The 20,675-nt window shown below is 65.2% G+C and carries 13 protein-coding genes; 4 read left to right on the plus strand and 9 right to left on the minus strand.

Features of this window, described 5'->3' with window-relative positions:
- The first annotated feature begins 95 nt into the window (after positions 1–95).
- On the plus strand, positions 96–2,879 hold the full coding sequence (locus AC5V87_RS35915) for a di-heme-cytochrome C peroxidase (protein WP_495369289.1): 2,784 nt from the start codon (positions 96–98) through the stop codon (positions 2,877–2,879).
- 42 nt (positions 2,880–2,921) lie between these two features.
- On the opposite strand, the gene AC5V87_RS35920 is transcribed toward AC5V87_RS35915, so the two are convergent.
- Positions 2,922–3,929, minus strand: coding sequence for a KpsF/GutQ family sugar-phosphate isomerase (locus tag AC5V87_RS35920; protein WP_495369290.1), 1,008 nt, complete (start codon positions 3,927–3,929; stop codon positions 2,922–2,924).
- Between the two features lie 193 nt (positions 3,930–4,122).
- Here AC5V87_RS35920 and AC5V87_RS35925 point away from each other — a divergent pair, with 193 nt between their 5' ends.
- Entirely contained in the window at positions 4,123–5,892 is a 1,770-nt protein-coding gene (locus tag AC5V87_RS35925) for an outer membrane beta-barrel protein (RefSeq protein WP_495369291.1), read from the plus strand.
- 441 nt (positions 5,893–6,333) lie between these two features.
- On the opposite strand, the gene AC5V87_RS35930 is transcribed toward AC5V87_RS35925, so the two are convergent.
- On the minus strand, positions 6,334–7,785 hold the full coding sequence (locus AC5V87_RS35930) for a glutamate synthase subunit beta (protein WP_495369292.1): 1,452 nt from the start codon (positions 7,783–7,785) through the stop codon (positions 6,334–6,336).
- A gap of 142 nt (positions 7,786–7,927) precedes the next feature.
- Complete coding sequence (gene gltB, locus AC5V87_RS35935; RefSeq protein ID WP_495369293.1) at positions 7,928–12,661, minus strand: glutamate synthase large subunit; 4,734 nt, start codon at positions 12,659–12,661, stop codon at positions 7,928–7,930.
- Between the two features lie 491 nt (positions 12,662–13,152).
- Between gltB and AC5V87_RS35940 the strand changes: the two genes are divergently transcribed.
- Positions 13,153–13,899, plus strand: coding sequence for a hypothetical protein (locus AC5V87_RS35940; protein ID WP_495369294.1), 747 nt, complete (start codon positions 13,153–13,155; stop codon positions 13,897–13,899).
- A gap of 246 nt (positions 13,900–14,145) precedes the next feature.
- Here the strand turns inward: AC5V87_RS35940 and AC5V87_RS35945 are convergent, their stop codons facing one another.
- Both AC5V87_RS35945 and AC5V87_RS35950 read right to left on the minus strand, forming a co-directional pair.
- Positions 14,146–14,916: an alpha/beta fold hydrolase gene (locus tag AC5V87_RS35945; protein WP_495371998.1), complete on the minus strand. Its 771-nt coding sequence runs from the start codon at positions 14,914–14,916 to the stop codon at positions 14,146–14,148.
- Positions 14,917–15,064: 148 nt separating this feature from the next.
- A complete protein-coding gene (locus AC5V87_RS35950; RefSeq protein ID WP_027562907.1) occupies positions 15,065–15,532 on the minus strand; it encodes an Hsp20 family protein in 468 nt (155 codons plus the stop codon).
- A 219-nt stretch (positions 15,533–15,751) separates the two neighbouring features.
- On the opposite strand from AC5V87_RS35950, the gene AC5V87_RS35955 reads away from it, so the two are divergent.
- Positions 15,752–16,699 (plus strand): alpha/beta fold hydrolase, encoded by a 948-nt coding sequence (locus AC5V87_RS35955; protein ID WP_456842426.1) that lies wholly within the window; start codon positions 15,752–15,754, stop codon positions 16,697–16,699.
- Positions 16,700–16,827: 128 nt separating this feature from the next.
- On the opposite strand, the gene AC5V87_RS35960 is transcribed toward AC5V87_RS35955, so the two are convergent.
- From AC5V87_RS35960 to hemH, 4 genes are all read right to left on the minus strand, one after another.
- The gene (locus tag AC5V87_RS35960) at positions 16,828–17,271 is read right to left on the minus strand and encodes an NfeD family protein (RefSeq protein WP_495369295.1); all 444 of its coding nucleotides are present in this window, start codon (positions 17,269–17,271) and stop codon (positions 16,828–16,830) included.
- Positions 17,272–17,350: 79 nt separating this feature from the next.
- Positions 17,351–18,349 (minus strand): SPFH domain-containing protein, encoded by a 999-nt coding sequence (locus tag AC5V87_RS35965; RefSeq protein WP_456842424.1) that lies wholly within the window; start codon positions 18,347–18,349, stop codon positions 17,351–17,353.
- 236 nt (positions 18,350–18,585) lie between these two features.
- Positions 18,586–19,554, minus strand: coding sequence for an ABC transporter substrate-binding protein (locus tag AC5V87_RS35970; protein ID WP_495369296.1), 969 nt, complete (start codon positions 19,552–19,554; stop codon positions 18,586–18,588).
- A gap of 11 nt (positions 19,555–19,565) precedes the next feature.
- Positions 19,566–20,603, minus strand: a complete 1,038-nt coding sequence (gene hemH / locus AC5V87_RS35975; RefSeq protein WP_456842422.1) for a ferrochelatase — start codon at positions 20,601–20,603, stop codon at positions 19,566–19,568.
- Between the last annotated feature and the right edge of the window lie 72 nt (positions 20,604–20,675).

Genomic DNA, 20,675 nt, shown 5'->3' on the forward strand with positions numbered 1-20,675 from the left:
CGCTGAAGTAGTATAGTGTGCTGCCGGTTTGTTAGGACTTTTCGCGCTTTATCGGCGCGTACATTTCACGATCCGCTGTTTTCAGGATTTGGGCCATGCACGACCCCGTTTCGAAGCCGCCCTTTGCCCCCTCAATCCCAGTCTCGCCAGACAATCCTTGCCCATTCCTGCGCGGCCTCGTCGGCGAAGGTTTTGTCGATGGCGGGACCGTCCCGCTCAACACGCTGTCGCAGACCATCGCGAATGCGAGCGGCGAGAACGGACTGAAGAAGATCTGGGCCCGCATCCAGGTCCGCGGCGTTGCGACCATCGCCAACGGTTTCAGTCACATCCTGAAAAGCATCTGGTCCGGCCCGCAGCTCGACGCGCTGCGTGGCGGCCCGCTGGATAAGCTGGGCGCCGGCTCGCGCATTCTCGGCGTCGACGGCAAGGTCAACGAGGACGAGATCGCGCGCCTCCAGAGCTTCGGCCGGACCTACACCGACCCGAACACCGGCGTCAGCGAGCCTGGCCTCAACGCCGCGGAAATCAAGACCTTCATGCACGACAATCTCAAGCGCGCCGGCAGCGCCGCGCGCTGGTACTACCCGGTGCTGATGCAGTTCGAATGGCCCGTGCTGCTGAAGATCATGGGCAAGGGCAAGGTCGACGGCAAGAAGGCAGAGCTCTATCTCAGCGTCGCCGACGTGCGCACGCTGTTCAACGAGCGCAAATTCCCCGTCAGGATCACCCAGCGGATCGTGTCACAGCCGCTGCTGTCGGCCTGCGCGCTCAGGTTTCGCTGGGCCCTCGGGATCGTGGGGCTCTTCCTCGCCGCCGCTCTCGTCGCGCTCGTTGCGGTCGCCGAATTCCCCAACCAGGTTCGCGCCATGCTGCCGCAGAAGGGAATCCTGGCGCAGCTCCTGCCGCCGCCCCTGCCCGCGGTACCCGAAACCAAGGCCGCTTTCTGGCTGGAGCAAAATTGGTCGCTGAAGGACCGGCACTGGTTTCACCATGCGAGCCAGGGCACTGCGACCTTCCCGGTGCCCTATGAGTGGTTCGTGGCGCTGGAGCAGCCGCGGCTGCATCTGTTCTCGAAGCCGGGCATGATGAAGGACAGCGCCTATCTCGAAAGCTTCGGCTTCATCCCAAGCCCGCAATCGGTCCACACCGACGCGACGACGCTGCGCCGCTTCGGCTACGCCAACGTCTATGACACGACGCAGGTGCCGGATTGGTCGACGAGATGGACGCCGGCCGAGAACGTCGACGGCCTGCCGGTCGGCTTTGCACGGATGACCGGCGTCGTCGATCCCGCGAGCGGGCGACGCGAGGAGGACAAGATCGGGCTGACCTGCGCCGCCTGCCACACCGGCCAGATCCATTACCAGGGCATCGACGTGCGCTTCGACGGCGGCCCGGCCATGACCGACCTGAAGAAGCTCGAACTCGCCACCGGCCTGTCGATCGCCTACACGCTGTACGTCCCGTTCCGCTTCGACCGCTTCGCCGATCGCGTGCTCGGCACTGAAGCCGGCAAGGCGGATCGCGACGCGCTCAAGCAGAAGCTCAGCGCGATCGGCAAGTTCCTGATCGGCTGGCAGGACACGTACAACGAGACGATCGAAGGCAAGAAGACCTGGAACGGCAGGCAGCAGAAGGACACCGAGGAAGGCTTCGGCCGCCTCGACGCCCTCAATCGCATCGGCAACCAGGTCTTTTCGCAGGATCTCACGTTGAGCGGGGTCAAGGGATTCGAGAAGAACCTGCACGCCCAGGACGCGCCGGTGAGCTATCCCCCGATCTGGACCGTGCCGTGGTTCAAGTTCGCCCAATACGACGCCTCGATCGAGCAGCCGCTGATCCGCAACGCCGGCGAAGCGCTCGGCGTGACGGCGCTGCTCAACCTCTCCGACGCCTATCCCGGCGACCGGATTTGGCGCTCCTCGGTTCACGTCAACACGCTCGGCTGGATCGAGGACATGCTGAGGGGTCCCGATCCCTTCAAGTCGCCCGATCCCGCCACCGGTCCGAAATTCGGCGGCCTGCTGTCGCCGAAATGGCCCTCGCAGATACTCGGCGATGCCTGGAGGATCGACAGGGACAAGGTCGAGAAGGGCCGCAAGATCTACGCCGAGATGTGTGCCGGATGCCATCTGCCGGCGATCGACACCCCGGCGTTCTGGTCGTCAAAACGTTGGGAGCCGAGCGGCGACAGCAAGGTGCTGAACGCGGTCACGATTCCCCTCAAGGAGATCAACACCGACCCCGAGCAGACGCTCGTGCTCAGCAACAGGATCATCGATGTCCCCGGCTTCCTGAAGGTGAATACGGCGGACCTGCAGACATGGTGGCAATGCGAGGTCCCGACCGCGAGCACCTCGCCCAACGAGATGGTCTATGCGCTCGGGCTGATGACAGTGGTGGACCTCGTCGCCCGCAAATGGATGGACGACGAGAAGCTATCGGAGGCCGAGCGGGCGAAGCTGTGGAATCTCGCGCGCAAGAACTGCCTCAATCCGGCGGGGGGAGCGCGCTATCGCGCGCGCCCGCTGAACGGCATCTGGGCGACGGCGCCCTACCTGCACAACGGCTCGGTGCCTTCGCTGTACTGGCTGCTGAAGCCGCAGAACGAGCGCCCGATCAAATTCTGCATGGGCCGCCGCGACTATGATCCCGTGGCCGTCGGTTTCGCCGTCACCGCCGACGAGCGCTGCAAGACAGGCGAAACGCAGTTCTCCATGACCGGACCCGACGGCAAGCCGATCCAGGGCAACAGCGTGCTCGGCCATTCATTCGAGCTCAGGGACGGCGAGCCGCGACGCGACGGCGTGATCGGCCGCATGTTCAAGGACGACGACGAGCGCTACGAGCTGATCGAGTATCTGAAGACGCTGTGAGCTGATGTGCCCGGGCTTGTCCCGCGCCCGGTGGCGGTAGGACTACGCCACGCCCGCCCGCAAGAGGTCGTGCAGATGCACGATGCCGACCACCTCGTCCGCGTCGGTCACGATCAGTGTCGTGATCTTGCTTGTGTTCAGCACCTCGATCATCTCGGTGGCGAGCATCGAGGGCGGCACGGTCTTCGGCTGCCTGGTCATGATCTCGTCGACCGACGCCGTCAGCAGATCGGGGCGCATGTGACGGCGCAGGTCGCCATCGGTGATGATGCCCGCGATCCCGCCGGCCTCATCGACGATGCAGACGCAGCCGAGGCCCTTGGCCGACATCTCGACCACCGCATCCGACATCTTGGTGCCGAGCGGCTTTAACGGAATCTCGGCGCCCGTGCGCATGTAGTCGCGGACGAATTTCAGCATCGCGCCCAGCTTGCCTCCGGGATGGAAATGCGCGAACTCCAGCGCGGTGAAGCCACGGCCTTCGAGCAGCGCGATCGCGATGGCATCGCCGATCGCGACCTGCATCATGGTCGAGGTGGTCGGCGCCAGATTGTGCGGGCAGGCCTCGCGCGCCTTCGGCAGCTCGATCACGATGTCGGCGGCCTGGCCCAGCGAGGACATGGCGTTCGACGTCACCGCGATCATGGGAATCGCAAAGCGGGCCGAATAATTCACCAGCGTCTTCATCTCCGGCTGCTCGCCGGACCAGGACAGCGCCATGACGACGTCGTCCGCGGTGATCATGCCGAGGTCGCCATGGGCGGCTTCCGCGGTGTGAACGAAGAAGGCGGGCGTGCCGGTCGAGGCCAGTGTCGCCGCGATCTTGCGCGCCATGTGGCCGGACTTGCCGAGCCCGGTGACGATGACGCGGCCCTTGGCGTTGCGGATCAGATCGACCGCCTTGGCGAAGGTCACCCCCAACGGGCCGCGCAGCGCGGCGGCAAGCGCGGTGATGCCGCCGCTCTCCGTCTCCAGCGTGCGGAGCGCGGATTCGACGCTATCAGGAATGGGGCCGGATGATTGGGTCATCAGCGGTTTCGAACTCGGCATGATCAGGTCCCGGGAGGTGGGGCGTTCGCCCGTTGGCGCCTGCTTAGCACGCCCGGGCGGGTGAGGCGACGCAGCCGCAAATGCCCTCAACCGGTCATTAACCATAATTGTTTTAAGTCCATTAACGATGGTTCCCGCCAGCGGGTGGGGAGGCCATCATGAAAGTACTTGATTTCGTTGGGGTTATTCCATCGTGGGGTCGTCTCCAGGCATGGGCCGGAGCAAACGCGCGCAATTGCTGCGTGCGGCTTTGCCGTGCCTTGTCCCGTGCCTTGCGCTGACCGCCCTCGGAAGCAGCCCGGCGACCGCCCAGAGCCTCACGCCCGACCTGTTCAATCCCAATCGCGGCGGCTTCGCCTCGCCCGACACGCTGCCGACGCGCCGCACGGCGGGCGTGCCGCAAGCCCCCTCGGACGCGCTGCCCACGCTGCCCGATCCCGGTGCCGATCCGCGCAAGCGCCAGCAGATGCCGACGACTTCGCGCCTCGGCCAAAACACAGCCGGTCAGGCCCCGACCTACGGTCTGCCCGCCGCCAATGGCGCAAGCAGCTCCGGCTACGACTCGCTCAACCGCAAACGGCAGCAGCCAAAGCTCTATCCCGGCCAGGCCAAGCCCAAGCGCCCGCTCGGGCCCGGCTCGCCGCCACCGCCCGCAACGCCGGTGACGACGCTCGGCCCGCCGCGCATCGCGCCGCCGCCGTCCGAGACCGCGCACAAGACACCGGTCGCCCCGGCGATGGCCGGCATCGTGCCCGGACAGCCGCTGCGCCGCCGCCTCAAAGCCGATGACGATGCGTTCGGCGCGGTCGGCGATTATGCCGGCAGCTTCCTGATCAAGGGCGGGCTTGAGCTCTCCGCCGGCTACGACACCAATCCGGCGCGCCTGAACAAGCCGGTCGGCTCGCCGGCTTATGTCGTCGCGCCTGACCTCCTCGTGATCTCCGACTGGGAGCGCCACGCATTGGTCGCTGACCTGCGCGGCTCGTTCTCGGGCTACACCAACAACATGCCGGCGACGATCAACGGCTTTGCCTCGCCCTCGCCGGTCGACATCGACCGGCCCGATTTCACCGGCCATGTCGACGGCCGCCTCGACGTCGACCGCGATCTCAAGCTGACCTCGCAGCTGCGCCTGCGGCTCGCCACCGACAATCCCGGCAGCCCGAACGTGCAGGCCGGCCTGCAGAAATATCCGGTCTATGCCAGCTATGGCACGACGATCGGCTTCGACCAGACCTTCAACCGCTTCCAGGTCGCCGCCGGCGCCACCGTCGACCGCACCGCCTACACGGATTCAAAGCTCACCGACGGCTCGACCTCTGGCAATAACGACCGCGACTTCAACCAATATGGCGGCGTCGGGCGCTTCTCCTACGAGCTGAAGCCGGGCCTCAAACCCTTCGTCGAAATTGAGGGCGACACCCGCGTCCACGATCAGGCCGCCGACCGCAACGGCTACTTGCGCGATTCAAACGGCGGCTATGCCAAGGTCGGCTCGTCCTTTGAGTTCTCGCGCATTCTCACGGGAGAGATCTCGGTCGGCTACTCCGCGCGCAACTATGTCGACCCGCGCCTCAGCCAGCTCTCGGGCTTCCTCACCGCGGGCTCGCTGATCTGGAATGCGAGCGGTCTCACCACGGTCAAATTCTTCACCGACACGCAGATCAACGAGACCACGGTCCCCGGCTCATCCGGCGTGCTCGTGCACACCTATGCCGCCGAAGTCGACCACGACTTCCGCCGCTGGCTCACCGCCATCGGCAAGTTCACCTACGGCACCTACGACTACCAGAACCAGGGCCGCAACGACAAAACCTACTCGCTCGAAGGCAACCTGATCTACAAGCTCAACCGCAACCTCTGGGTCAAGGGCACGCTGCGTCACGACATCCTGGATTCGAACCAGGCGGGATCGAGCTCGCAGGGGACTGTGGTGATGCTGGGGGTGAGGCTGCAGAATTGAGGAAAAGCCGCCATGGCAGCTCGAATTACTTTGGATATCAATTCGGCGGGTGAATTCGAGCTATGGCTCAATCCCAAAGGCCGAGACCTTCTGGTCAAGAACTGCTGGCCCTCAGTGAGACCAACGAGCATTTTCACTTGATGCCAAGTGATGTAGCATCGGACGTCGAAGTTTCGAGGCGTCCTTATCGGCCAACCGACAAACTTCTCGAATACGGTAGCTGATGTTCCGGCTTGACGAGTGGGATGCGAAGCATTTTCCACACGTCTTGGAGACTGAGACCCACTGCTGTCGCCACCCACTCGGCTGTCATGCCCCGGCTTGACCGGGGCATCCAGTACGCCGCGGCTTATCCGTATACGTTTGACGTCTCTGGAATGCTGGATCGCCCGGTCAAGCCGGGCGAGGACACCTTTCGTAAATTTGGCAGCGGAACGAAAACTACCGCGGCAGATCCGTCTTCCCCATCAGGAATGTGTCGATCGACCTTGCGCACAGCCGGCCTTCGCGGATCGCCCACACCACCAGCGATTGGCCGCGGCGCATGTCGCCGGCGGAGAACACGTTCGGGCGGGAGGTCTGGTAGTCGAGCGTGTTGGCCTTGACGTTGCCGCGCGCGTCGAGCTCGACCGCGAGCTGCTTGAGCAGGCCCTCGTGCACGGGGTGCACGAAGCCCATGGCCAGCAGGACGAGCTCGGCGTCGAGCTCGAACTCGGTGCCGGCAATCGGCTTGAACTTGTCGTCGACGCGGACACAGTGCAGCTTCTTGACCTTGCCGTTCTCACCCGAGAACTTCTGGGTCAGCACGGCGTATTCCCGGACCGCGCCTTCGGCCTGGCTGGAGGAGGTGCGCATCTTTACCGGCCAGTTCGGCCAGGTCAGGCCCTTGTTCTCGCGCTCGGGGGGAGCGGGCATGATCTCGAGCTGGGTCACCGACAGCGCGCCCTGGCGCAGCGAGGTGCCGATGCAGTCGCTTCCGGTGTCGCCGCCGCCGATGACGACGACATGCTTGCCGTCGGCCAAAATCTCCCGGACGCCGCCCAGCGGCTCATTGGAGACGCGGCGGTTCTGCTGCGGCAGGAAATCCATGGCGTAGTGGATGCCGTCGAGCTCGCGGCCGGGGATCGGCAGATCGCGCGGGGCTTCCGCGCCGCCGGTCAGGGCGATCGCGTCATACTCGTTGAGCATCTCGCGCGGATCGACATTGCCCTCGGCGCCGACATGACTGTTGTAGTGGAAGGTGACGCCTTCGTCTTCCATCTGCTTGACGCGGCGGTCGATGATGCCCTTCTCCATCTTGAAATCGGGAATGCCGTAACGCAAGAGGCCGCCGGCCTTGGCGTACTTCTCGAACAGATGCACGTCGTGGCCGGCGCGCGCGAGCTGCTGCGCGCAGGCCATGCCGGCCGGACCCGAGCCGATCACGGCGACCTTCTTGCCGGTCTTCGCGGCGGCGACCTCAGGCTTCAGCCAGCCATTGTCCCAGGCGCGGTCGACGATCGCGCATTCGATCGTCTTGATGGTGACGGGGTTGTCGTCGATGTTGAGCGTGCAGGACGCTTCGCACGGCGCCGGGCAGATGCGCCCGGTGAACTCGGGGAAATTGTTGGTCGAGTGCAGGTTGCGCGAAGCTTCTTCCCAATTGCCCTGATAGACGAGGTCGTTCCAGTCGGGGATCTGGTTGTTGACCGGGCAGCCGGGCGTGCCGGGCGCGACCGAGCCGGTGCCGTGGCAATAGGGAATGCCGCAATTCATGCAGCGCGCGGCCTGGTCGCGCACTTCCTTCTCGCTCAGGGGAACGACGAACTCTTTGTAATGCTTCACGCGCTCGGCGACCGGGGTGTACTTGCGGTCATGCCGTTCGATTTCGAGAAAACCCGTGATCTTGCCCATTAAACCCGAAGTCCCTGCCGCTTAGTTTTCTTTTCCGTCGTTCCGGGATGCGCGCGCCGCGCGCAGACCCGGAACCTGGAGGTTATCTTTGCGAGATTCCGGGTTCCCGCTTCGCGCGCCCCGGAATGACGCGAGGTAAGAATTACGCCCCGATCGCGATCTTCGGCTCGGCGTCCGCGTTGGCGGCCATCTCGCGCAGCGCGCGCCGGTACTCGACCGGCATCACCTTGCGGAATTTGGGCAGCCAGTCCTTCCAATTGGCAAGGATCTCGGCGGCGCGCCTGGAGCCGGTCGCTTTCGCATGGCGCGTGATCAGGACATGCAGACGCTCGACGTCGGAATCGAGCAGGTTCTGGAACACGTCGACCCGGCCGTGCGCTTCGAGGTCACCGGCGTGATTGTAGGTGCCGGCGTTGATCAGCTCTTCCGACAGGACCGGCTCGAGCTCGACCATGCTGAGGTTGCACAGCTTGTCGAAGTCGCCGGCCTCGTCCAGCACATAGGCGATGCCGCCCGACATGCCGGCCGCGAAATTGCGTCCGGTCTTGCCGAGCACGACCACGATGCCGCCAGTCATGTATTCGCAGCAATGATCGCCCGCGCCCTCGACCACGGCGACCGCGCCCGAGTTGCGTACGGCGAAGCGCTCGCCGGCGATGCCGCGGAAGTAGCACTCACCCTCGATCGCGCCGTACATCACGGTGTTGCCGACGATGATGCTCTCTTCCGGCACGATGCCGCCGTTCCGCGGCGGCTTGACGATGATCTTGCCGCCGGAGAGACCCTTGCCGACATAGTCGTTGGCTTCGCCCTCGAGCTCGAAGGTGACGCCGTGCGCGAGCCAGGCGCCGAAGGCCTGACCGGCGGTGCCCTTGAGGCTGACATGGATCGTGTCGTGCGGAAGACCCGCATGGCCGTAGATCTTGGCGACCGCGCCCGACAGCATGGCGCCGGCGGAGCGGTTGGTGCTATTGATCGTGGCCTCGATCTTCACGGGCGCGCCGCGGTCGAGCGCGGGCTGCGCCTTCTCGATCAGCGTGCGGTCGAGCACCGCCTCCAGATGATGGTTCTGGCGCTCGGAGTGATAGATCTTCTGGCCCTTCTCTTCCTTCTGCTTGACGAAGAGCTTCGAGAAATCGAGGCCCTTGGCCTTCCAGTGCGCGACCAGCTTGGTCTGATCGAGCAGCTGAACCTGGCCGACCATCTCGTTGAAGGTGCGGAAGCCGAGGGAAGCCATGATCTCGCGGACTTCCTCCGCGACGAAGAAGAAGTAGTTGATCACGTGCTCGGGCTGGCCGGTGAAGCGCTTGCGCAGGACAGGGTCCTGGGTCGCGACGCCGACCGGGCAGGTGTTGAGATGGCACTTGCGCATCATGATGCAGCCGGCCGCGATCAAGGGCGCGGTGGCGAAGCCGAACTCGTCGGCCCCGAGCAGCGCGCCGATCACGACGTCACGGCCGGTGCGGAAGCCACCATCGACCTGCACCACGATGCGGCTGCGCAGCCGCTCGCGCACCAGGGTCTGGTGGGTTTCGGCAAGCCCGATCTCCCAGGGCGAGCCGGCGTGCTTGATCGAGGTCAGCGGCGAAGCGCCGGTGCCGCCCTCGAAGCCCGCGATGGTGACATGGTCGGCGCGCGCCTTGGCGACGCCCGCCGCGACCGTGCCGACGCCGATCTCGGAGACGAGCTTGACCGAGACGTCGCCTGCCGGGTTGACGTTCTTGAGGTCGTAGATGAGCTGCGCGAGGTCCTCGATCGAATAGATGTCGTGGTGCGGCGGCGGCGAGATCAGGCCGACCCCCGGGGTCGAGTGACGCACCTTGGCGATGGTCGCGTCGACCTTGTGGCCAGGCAGCTGGCCGCCTTCGCCGGGCTTGGCCCCCTGCGCCATCTTGATCTGCATCATGTCGGAGTTGACGAGATACTCCGTGGTGACGCCGAAGCGGCCCGAGGCGACCTGCTTGATCGCCGAGCGCATGGAGTCGCCGTTCGGCATCGGCTTGAAGCGGTCGGCTTCCTCGCCGCCTTCACCGGTGTTCGACTTGCCGCCGATCCGGTTCATGGCGATCGCCAGCGTGGTGTGCGCCTCGCGCGAGATCGAGCCGAAGCTCATCGCACCGGTGGCAAAACGCTTGACGATCTCCTTGGCCGGCTCGACCTGGTCGAGCGGCACCGGCTTGCGCTTCTCCTCCTCGGCGTTCTTGATCCGGAACAGGCCGCGCAGCGTCAGCAGGCGCTCCGACTGCTCGTTGAGGATCTTCGCGAAGGCGCGGTAGCGCTCCTGCGAATTGCCGCGCGCGGCGTGCTGGAGCAGCGACACCGACTCGGCGGTCCAGGCATGGTCCTCGCCGCGACTGCGATAGGCATATTCGCCGCCAACATCGAGCGAGGTCTTGTAGACCTGCGCCTCGCCGAACGCGTCGGCATGGCGGCGCACGGCCTCTTCGGCGATCTCGGCAAGGCCGACGCCTTCGACACGGGTGTGGGTACCCGCAAAGAACTTCGACACGAAGTCCGCCTTGAGGCCGACGGCGTCGAAGATCTGCGCGCCGCAATAGGACTGGTAGGTCGAGATGCCCATCTTGGACATCACCTTGAGCAGGCCCTTGCCGATCGACTTGATGTAGCGCTTGACGATCTCGTAGTCGTCGAGCGAGCCGGGCAGGCGGTCCTTCATCGCGATGATGGTCTCGAACGCGAGGTAAGGATTGATCGCTTCGGCACCGTAGCCGGCAAGGCACGCGAAATGATGCACTTCGCGCGGCTCGCCGGATTCGACGACGAGGCCGACCGAGGTGCGCAGGCCGGTGCGGATCAAATGATGATGCACGGCGGCACAGGCCAGCAGCGAGGGGATCGGCACGCGGTCGGTGCCGACCATGCGGTCGGACAGGATGATGATGTTGACGCCCTCGCGCACCGCGCTTTCCGCGCGCGCGCAGAGCTCGTCCAGCACCTGATCCATGCCGGCCGCGCCGAGACCGGCGTGGAAGGTGGTGTCCAGCGTGCGCGACTTGAAGTGCGATTCGGCGACGTCCGAGATCGAACGGATCTTTTCGAGATCCGCATCGGTCAGGATCGGCTGGCGCACTTCGAGGCGCTTGGTCGTGGCCATGCCCTGCAGGTCGAACAGGTTCGGCCGTGGCCCGATAATCGAGACGAGGCTCATCACCAGCTCCTCGCGGATCGGATCGATCGGCGGGTTGGTGACCTGCGCGAAGTTTTGCTTGAAATAGGTGAACAGCGGCTTGGCCTTATGCGACAGCGCCGAGATCGGCGTGTCGTTGCCCATCGAGCCGGCTGCCTCCTCACCGGTGGCCGCCATTGGCGTCATCAGGATGGTGATGTCTTCCTGGCTGTAGCCGAACGCCTGCTGGCGATCGAGCAGCGACAGGTTCGAGCGCACGCCGGTGGTCGGCACCTTCGGCAGCTCTTCAAGCACGATCTGAGTCCGCTCCAGCCACTCCTTGTATGGATGACTCTTGGCGAGCTCGGCCTTGATCTCGTCGTCCGGGATCAGGCGGCCCTGCTCGAGGTCGACCAGCAGCATCTTGCCCGGCTGCAGGCGCCACTTGGTGATGATCTGGTCCTCGGGGATCGTCAGCACGCCCATCTCGGACGCCATCACGATGCGGTCGTCCTTGGTGACGAGATAGCGCGCCGGCCGCAGGCCGTTGCGGTCGAGCGTCGCGCCGATCTGGCGGCCGTCGGTAAAGGCGATCGCGGCGGGGCCGTCCCACGGCTCCATCAGCGCGGCATGATATTCGTAGAAGGCGCGGCGCTTCTCATCCATCAGCGGATTGCCGGCCCACGCCTCCGGAATCATCATCATGACGGCATGCGGCAGCGAGTAACCGCCCTGCACCAGGAATTCGAGCGCGTTGTCGAAGCAGGCGGTGTCGGACTGGCCCTCGTAAGAGATCGGCCAGAGCCGGTTGATGTCCTTGCCGTAGAGTTCGGAGCTCACCGAAGCCTGGCGCGCCGCCATCCAGTTGACGTTGCCGCGCAGCGTGTTGATCTCGCCGTTATGCGCGATCATGCGGTACGGATGCGCCAGCGACCAGGCCGGGAAGGTGTTGGTCGAGAAGCGCTGATGCACCAGCGCGAGCGCGCTCTCGAAGTCCGCCTCGTGCAAATCGGGATAGTACTTGCCGAGCTGGTCGGCGAGGAACATGCCCTTGTAGATCACGGTGCGGCAGGACATCGAGCAGGGATAGTAGCCGGCAAGGCCGCGGTCGCGGCGCTGGTAGATCGCCTGCGAGATCGACTTGCGCAGGATGTAGAGCCGGCGCTCGAACTCGTCCTCCGTCTTGGCGACGCCGTTGCGGCCGATGAACACCTGCATGCAGGCGGGCTCGGTCGGCTTTACGGTGGCGCCGAGCGAGGAATTGTCGGTCGGCACGTCGCGCCAGCCGAGCAGGGTCAGACCCTCTTCCTTGATCTGGTCGGCGATGATGCTCTTGATGACATTGCGCCAGGCGGTGTCGCGGGGCATGAACAGCGCACCGATAGCGTATTCACCGGGCGCCGGCAGCGCGAAGCCGAGTTCCTTGGCCTTGCGGCCGAAGAAGGCGTGCGGGATCTGCACCAGGATGCCGGCACCGTCACCGGCGCGCGGGTCGGCGCCGACCGCGCCGCGATGCTCGAGATTGCAGAGGATGCTCAGCGCGTCCGAGACGATCTCGTGCGACTTCTTGCCCTTGATATTGGCGATGAAGCCGACGCCGCAGGAATCCTTCTCCAGGCTCGGATCGTAGAGGCCTTCGGCGGCCGGACGGGAGTTGTGCTCCTGAATCGGATCGGCCGGTTTCGAGGCGACCGTCGCCGACAGCTGTTCTGCCACGATGTTTGCGCGCTCGAATTGCGACCCGTTCATTGTTCCTGTCCTCTCCGTGCGGCAAGCTGCCTCACCGCCATCTTCGGCGCACCTTGGGCGTTCCGCGGCACCCGCCTCTGGGTCACCGCTCGTCCGCTAGCGAGCCGCATTTTCTTAAATTCAGGCCTAGGCGTTCTACGTCCCCGAGAACGGCTTTGCCTGGTACCTTCCTGGCGCTCGAAAGTGCCAGCTTTCGCTGCAATCCCTGTGCCGGAACCGCAGGCAAAATTGAGACAGTCTTCCTGTCCTAACCATCACCTTGCCAAATTTTTGTCTAGCACACAAGCGCGCGGAAGTCCCGATTCCCGATAAGTCAATCAATCGCTTTCCGAAAGTTGCGCGGCCCCGGTTTTGAAGCAAACGCGCCCTGATCCGGCCCAAGCCGCGCCGAAATCCCCATTGAAGCTTCGGATCAGCTCTTCGAAAGCCGCGCCACGCCGCAAGAAGCGAAAGAGCGCGAGCATCGGGGGCCTGACAGGAGCGTGTCGACCATGAAGTTTTTCACAGGATGTGTGGCCGCCGCCGCGTTGGCGCTGGCCGCGACCGGGACGCAAGCGCAGGTTCCGGCGAACGGAATCGGCGGCAGGGCCGTGACCGCCGTGTCGGATTTCGACGCGCCTTACGCCCCGCCGCCACCGCCACCGCGTTACGGCTATGGCTACGGCTATGAGGAGCGCGGGCCGGCCCCCGCCCTGCTGCCCGCCACCGAGGTCTACACGGTGCTGCGCGAGAACGGCTTCTCGCCGCTGGGCATCCCGCGCCTGCGCGGCAGCGTCTACACCATCGCGGTGATCGACCGCCGCGGCGACGACGGCCGGCTCGTGATCGACGCCCGCGACGGCAGGATCATCCGCTTCATGCCGGCTGCCGATGCCTATGGCATGGCGCCTGCGTATGACGAACCCGCGGTGACACCTTACCGTCCGCAAAGTGCGCTGCCGCCGCCGATCATGGTCCGCGGTGGCCCGCCGCGTCCGCCCGCCCCGATTCCTCATGTCGCCAGCCGCACAGTGCCGCTGCCCAAAGCCGCCCCGCAGCGCGCCGAGGCGCCGGTCGCAGCAGTGAAGCCGGCTGAGCCGGTGACGCAGCAGGCCCAGCCCGCGCAACAGACGGCGGCCGTGCAGGCGAGGCCTGCTGAAGCGGCGCCGCAAGCCGCCGCGCCAGCCGTGGGGCAAGCCAAGCCAGCTCCTACCATTCTGCCGACACAGGAGATGCCTGCCGCGCAGGGGCTAGATTAGCGCTGCGCGTTTGATGCGAAGGGGATGACCACACAAACGGTGTCGTCCCTGCGAACGCAGGGGATCCATACCGCGTGATCTATCGGTGGGGATGAGGCGCGAGTACCGAACCAATAGTCTTCGCCAAACTGCTCCCTGGGGTTATGGGCCCCTGCGTTCGCAGGGACGACAGCGGGGAGAGAGTTGGGCAAAACAAAAAGGCGCCCGAGAATCTCGGGCCGCTTTTGCGATCTCAGCGACCGCCCCTCAGCTCCGCGGATACCCTGCCGCTTCCAGAATCAAATTCGCGACCTCCTTCGGATGCGACACCAGTGAGAGGTGGCCGGCATCGAGCTCGACCGTGGTCGCGTTCATGCGCTTGGCGAGGAAGCGCTCGAGATCGGGGTTGATGGTGTAGTCGTTCTTCGACACCGCGTACCAGCTCGGCCTGGAGCGCCACGCGGCTTCCGTGGTGCGGCCGGCGAAGATCGAGGCGGCCGTCGGCCATTGCACGGCGTAGAGCTCCCTCGCCTGCTCCGGCTTCACGCCATTGGCGAAGTACTTCAGGAAGGAGTCTTCCGACAGCTTGGTGTAGCCGTCGCGTTCGACGATCCCGGCGCGCAGGGGGCCGGTCGGGAATTGCTTCGAGAGCGCGACGAAGTCCTCATTCGCGTCAGGCGCGCGTGCTGCGACATAGACGAGGCCGGTGACCTTCGGGTCGGTGCCGACCTGGCTGATCACGGTGCCGCCCCAGGAATGCGCGACCAGCACGGTCGGTCCATCCTGCTCGGCCAGCGCGCGCCTGGTCGCATCGACGGAGTCCGCGAGCGACGACAGCGGGTTCTGCACGGCGGTGACATGCAGTCCGGCGGCCTGAAGGATCGGAATGACTTCCGACCAGCTCGACCCGTCGGCCCAGGCGCCATGCACCAGTACGACGTTCTTGGCCTTCACGGTCTGCGGTGCTTGCGCGTGAGCGAGGCTGAGCGGGGCCGCCAACAGGCTCGCGGCGACGAAAAGGCTGCGCCAGAGTGACATGATCATCTTCCGTCTCGTTAGGGTGTGATGCCCAAAGGACGGAGCGCGAGGCCGCGGCGTTACGGTCCTCACCGTTCTGTGATGCGATGCAAAATGAAAAAACGCCCCGGGGCACCGGGGCGTTTTCGCAACCTGGAGGTCGCTTGTCTCAGGCGGCTTGCGCGGCCGAGTTCTCGATCACCTGCGCCTTCGGCGCGGCGGCGTTGATCGCGATCTGGCGCGGCTTCTTGGCTTCGGGAATCTCGCGCACGAGATCGACGTGAAGCAGCCCGTTCTCGAGCGAGGCGTCCTTCACCTGCACGAAGTCGGCAAGCTGAAAGGCACGCTCGAAGGCACGCGCGGCGATGCCGCGATAGAGCACCTCGGACTTGCTGTTCTCGTTGGCGACTTTCTCGCCCTTGATCGTCAGCGTGTTTTCCTTCGCGACGATGGAGAGCTCATCCTTGGAGAAGCCCGAGACCGCAACGGTGATGCGGTAGGCGTTCTCGCCGGTACGCTCGATGTTATAGGGGGGATAACCGGGGCTGCCGTCCGAACCGGCCTGGTCGAGCAGGTTGAAGAGGCGGTCGAAGCCGACGGTGGAACGATAAAACGGGGTGAGGTCGTAGGTACGCATGGTTCAAGTCCTCCATTGAGCGACTGTTGGTAACCCGCCCGCCAATCGGGCCGGGCTTTAGTCTGTGTGCAGCCTGATGTTCCGGTTCCGAAACACTGGTAGCGGCCTGCACGAAGGTGATATGGGTGAGTCCAGACGGCGTTCAAGAGGGTGGCACTGGCCCCTTTTCGGCGCTCCCGCCCCTTGATTTGCAGCACTTGGCGCCCACGCACTCCCATCATGACGCTGGTCTCGATTCCGTCCAACCCCGTTCCCGAAGACGTCGTCAGCGGCACGATCAAGACGTCCGACGGCGTTGAGCTGCGCTTTGCGCGCTGGGCGCCACCGGCGAACCGCAAGGGCACGGTCTGCGTCTTCACCGGGCGCAGCGAGCAGATCGAAAAATATTTCGAGACCGTGCGCGACCTGCGCGACCGCGGCTTTGCGGTGGCGATGATCGACTGGCGCGGCCAGGGCCATTCCGCGCGGCGCCTGCGCGATCCGCGCAAGGGCTATGTGCGCGATTTCGCCGATTTCGAAATCGACGTCGAGGCCTTCGTGCAGCAGGTGGTGCTGCCGGACTGTCCGCCGCCGTTCTTCGCGCTCGCCCACTCCATGGGCGGCACGGTGCTGCTGCGGGTTGCGCATGCGGGCAAGCGCTGGTTCGACCGCATGGTGCTGTCGGCGCCGATGATCGACCTGCCCGGCCGCACCACCTCGTTTCCGGTGCGTGCGCTGCTCAAGACGATGCGCCTGCTCGGGCAGGGCGGCCGTTACGTTCCCGGCGGCAGCGACCGCCTCACCGGGCTCGATCCCTTCATCAACAATCCCGTGACCAGCGATCCCGTGCGCTATGCGCGCAATGCCGCGATCCTGGAGGAGGACCCGACGCTGGGCCTGGCCTCGCCGACGATCGCCTGGGCGGACACTGCGTTCCGCGCGATGCACACCTTTAAGCGCACGAACTACCCGTCCGAGATCCGCCAGCCGATCCTGATGCTGGCGGCCTCCAACGACACCGTGGTCTCGACCGCGGCGATCGAGGAGTTCGCCTATCACTTGCGCGCCGGCTCGCATCTCGTGATCGCCGGCGCCAAGCACGAGATCCTGCAGGAGCAAGACCGCTACCGCTCGCAGTTCTGGGCCGCCTTTGACGCCTTCGTGCCGGGCACGCCGCTGTTCGGGTGAGGCAATCCGTCCCCGGCGCGAGGTGATCTCTCGGCTCGGGCACCGTTCGAGGACTGTCATCCACCGCGCAGTTTCGCTGCGCTCAGCCAACCCTTCCCTTCAGGGACCTCCAGGGAAGGGCAGAATCGCTACGTCACCGCGACCGTCAGGTTGGCGCCGTCCACCTGCACCACCTTCACCCGCGCTCCCGCCGGCGTGTCGGGGCCGGCGACGCGCCACACGGTGTCGCCGATGCGGACCGTGCCGGAGCCGTCGATGATCGGCTTCTCCAGCGTGAACTCGCGGCCGAGCAGCGCCTCAGTGCGCTTGTTGAGGAAGGGGCTGGCGCTGGCGTCCAGCTTCGGACGGGCGAGCCGCCGCCACACCGGCACCGCCGCTGCCGCGAAGATGGCGAACATCACGAGCTGGATCTGCCAGGACATCGCGACCGCGAACGAGACCAGGCCGACCAGCAAGGCCGCAAGCCCGAGCCAGAACAGGAATACGCCCGGCGCGATCGTTTCCAGCGCCATCAGGATGAAGCCGAAGATCAGCCAATTCCAGTTGCCGAGCGATGCGAACATCTCGGTCATGACACGACCTCGTCATATTGGCGCATGTCCTCATCGGAAAACCGATACCCATTTTTCCTGAGCATACGCGCAAATCCCGTTACTGCGGCGGCACGGCCGGCGGCGTCGGGCCTGACGGCGGCACCGAACTGCCGCGACGGGCCGCGGCCGCAGCCGATGCAGCACTCTCCCCGAACGTCGCCTTGGCGATCTCGCCGATACCGGCGAGCGAGCCCAGCATGCTCACGGCTTCCACCGGCAGCATGATGATCTTCTGGTTCGGCGCGTCCGCGAACTGGCCGAACGCCTTGATATACTTGTCGGCGATAAAATAGTTCAGCGCAGCGACGTCGCCCTTGGAAATGGCCTCCGACACCGCCTGCGTCGCCTTGGCTTCGGCCTCGGCGAGGCGCTCGCGCGCCTCGGCGTCGCGGAAGGCGGCCTCGCGGCGGCCCTCGGCCTGCAGGATCTGGCCCTGCTTGGCGCCCTCGGCGCGCAGGATCTCGGACTGGCGCTGGCCTTCGGCGGCGAGAATGTCGGCGCGCTTGACGCGCTCGGCCTTCATCTGCCGGCCCATCGCCTCGACGAGATCGGCGGGCGGCACGATGTCCTTGATCTCGATGCGGTTGACCTTGACGCCCCACGGCGAGACCGCGGCGTCGACGACGCGCAACAGGCGCTCGTTGATCTCGTCGCGGTGCGACAGAACCTGGTCGAGATCCATCGAGCCCATCACCGAGCGGATATTGGTCATGGTCAGCACCGTGATCGCCTGGTTCAGATTGGCGACCTCGTAGCTCGCTTTCGCCGCGTCGAACACCTGAAAGAAGGCGACGCCGTCCACCGTTACGGTGGCATTGTCCTTGGTGATGACCTCCTGCTCGGGAATGTCGATCACCTGCTCCATCATGTTGATCTTGCGTCCGACGCGATCGAAATAAGGCACGATCAGGTTGAGCCCGGGGCTCAGCGTCTGCGTGTATTTGCCGAACCGCTCGATGGTCCAATCATAGCCCTGCGGCACCGTCTTCACGCCGGCCAGCAGCGTGGCGATGACGAGCAACACCAGAACAATCGCGAAAATGTCGAAGCCGCTCATATTTCCTCCAAGGCGGAAAAACAAAGGCAGGAAAAGCCCTTTCCCGCGCCGTCATTGGTCGGGAGCGCGACCCTAACGGTTCAGCGCCGATTCACGTCGGTATCGGCCCGATTCTGCACAAGACGGAGAGGGAGGGAATGGTCACGATATGTATTCGCAACGGGCTCTTGAAAGCGTGCAGGCGGAGACCTAGCGGCAAGAATTAACGAACCGAGCAAGGCGTCCGTTCGATGACCTCATTCGATGACGTCGTTCGCGAGTGCAATGAGGCCCGGGGCAGGCGTGACGCCGATCGCCCGCGCAGTCCTAAGGTTGATCGCCAGCTCGAATTTGGTGGGGTTCTGAACCGGGAGGTCGGCCGCCAGCGCGCCCTTGAGGATGCGGTCGATGTAGGACGCAGCACGCCGCAATTGCTCGGCGCTATCCGTGCTGTAGGACATCAGCCCGCCTTCATCGACGAAGGTGCGGCTCCAGAACACCGCCGGCACGTGCGCTTCGCTGACGGCCGACAGGAGCTGCGCCCGATTGGCCATGGTGAAGAAATCGGGCAGCACCAGGAAGCCACCCTCCTTGCGCGCGGCCAGCGCCGCGATCGTGGCGGCATCATGGACCGGCGCGGGCTCGACCGTCACGTGAACGGTCCGCGCCGCCTCCTCGATCGTGCGCAGCATCAGGGGCGCGAACGGCGCGGTGGCGGGATTGTAGACGACGAAGACGCGCGACACCCTCGGCGTGACCTGCGTCAGCATCTCCAGCCATTTGCCGGCCAGCGGACCGTCATAGTCGGTGAAGCCGGTAACGTTACCGCCGGGATGGGCAAGGTTCTTGACAAAGCCCTGGCTGACGGGATCGGTGACGACCGCGAACACGATCGGGATCGTCGCGGTGCGCTGGCGCAGCTCCTCGACAGAGGGTGTGCCGAGCGCGAGCAGGACGTCGGGCTTGAGCGCGATCAGCTCGTCGGCAAGCAGGGCGATGCGCGCGCGATCGCCGGCGCCGCTGCGCCAGTCGACCCCGAGATTGTCCTGCTCCCTCCAGCCATGGCTGGCGAGCGCCTCGGCCAGGCGTGTCTGGCCGATCACCTCATCGCCCGCAATCACCGACAGCACGCCGAGCCGGCGCGTTGCGTTCGCCTGCTGCGCCAGCACTGCGGCCGGCAGCGCGACGGTCATCCCGAGAAACGCCAGGCAGTCGCGGCGACTCACCGGGCCAACCATCAGATCCAGCCCTGAAGCTCGCGCAGCACCAGGGTGCGGATCACGTCCATCCCAGGCTCACTGTCGTTGAGGCAGGGGATTGCGGAAAACTCTTCACCGCCATTGTGCCTGAATATCTCGGCGTTCTCCTGCGCGATCTCCTCCAGCGTCTCCAGGCAATCGGCGGAAAAGCCCGGCGTCACCACCGCGATGCGGCGCACCCCTTCCTTCGCCAGCCGCTCCACGGTCTTGTCGGTGTAGGGCTGGAGCCACTCGTCATTGCCGAAGCGCGACTGGAAGGTCAGCAGCAGCTTTGTCTCGTCCATGCCGAGCCGGCGGCGCAGCGCCTCGGTCGTGGCGATGCAGTGGCTCTGATAGGGATCGCCCTTGTCGACGTAGGATTTCGGCATGCCGTGGAAGGAGGCGACGATCAGCTCCGGCTTGAAGGACAATGTCGCCAGATGCGTCTCGATCGAGGTCGCGAGCGCCTCGATATAGGCCGCGTCGTCATAATACGGCGGCGTCACCCGCAGCGTTGGCTGGTTGCGGAGCTGTGCGAGCACGCGGAACACCTCGTCGCAGACGGTCGCCGAGGTCGACGCGGAATATTGCGGATAGAGCGGCACGGCGAGGATGCGCTCGCACCCCTTGGCGATCAGCGCATCGATGCCCGATCCGATCGACGGATTGCCATAGCGCATCGCCCAGTCCACGGCGACATGCGCGCGGTCCGACAGCGCGGCGGCGAGCTTGTCGGCTTGCGAGCGCGTGATGGTCTTCAGCGGCGACTCGTTGCGCTCATTGTTCCAGATCTTCCGGTAGTCGAGCGCCTTGGTGCGCGGGCGGCTGCGCAGGATGATGCCGTTCAGCACCAGCTTCCAGATCAGGCCCTGGTCCTCGATGACGCGGGGGTCCGAAAGGAACTCCTTGAGATAGACCCGCACGCCGGGCGCGTCGGCCGTATCGGGTGTGCCGAGATTGACGAGGAGCACGCCGACCTGCGGGCAGCCGGACTGCACGGCGGGCTTCGCGCTCTCGATGGGGACAACGTTCGTCATGGGCCGTTGCGTCGCGCGTTGCCCCGAACTTGTCAAGATGAGGCTGCTTTCGCTACGGTCTATCCAAGCGGG

The organism is Bradyrhizobium sp. SOJA106 (assembly GCF_059448745.1).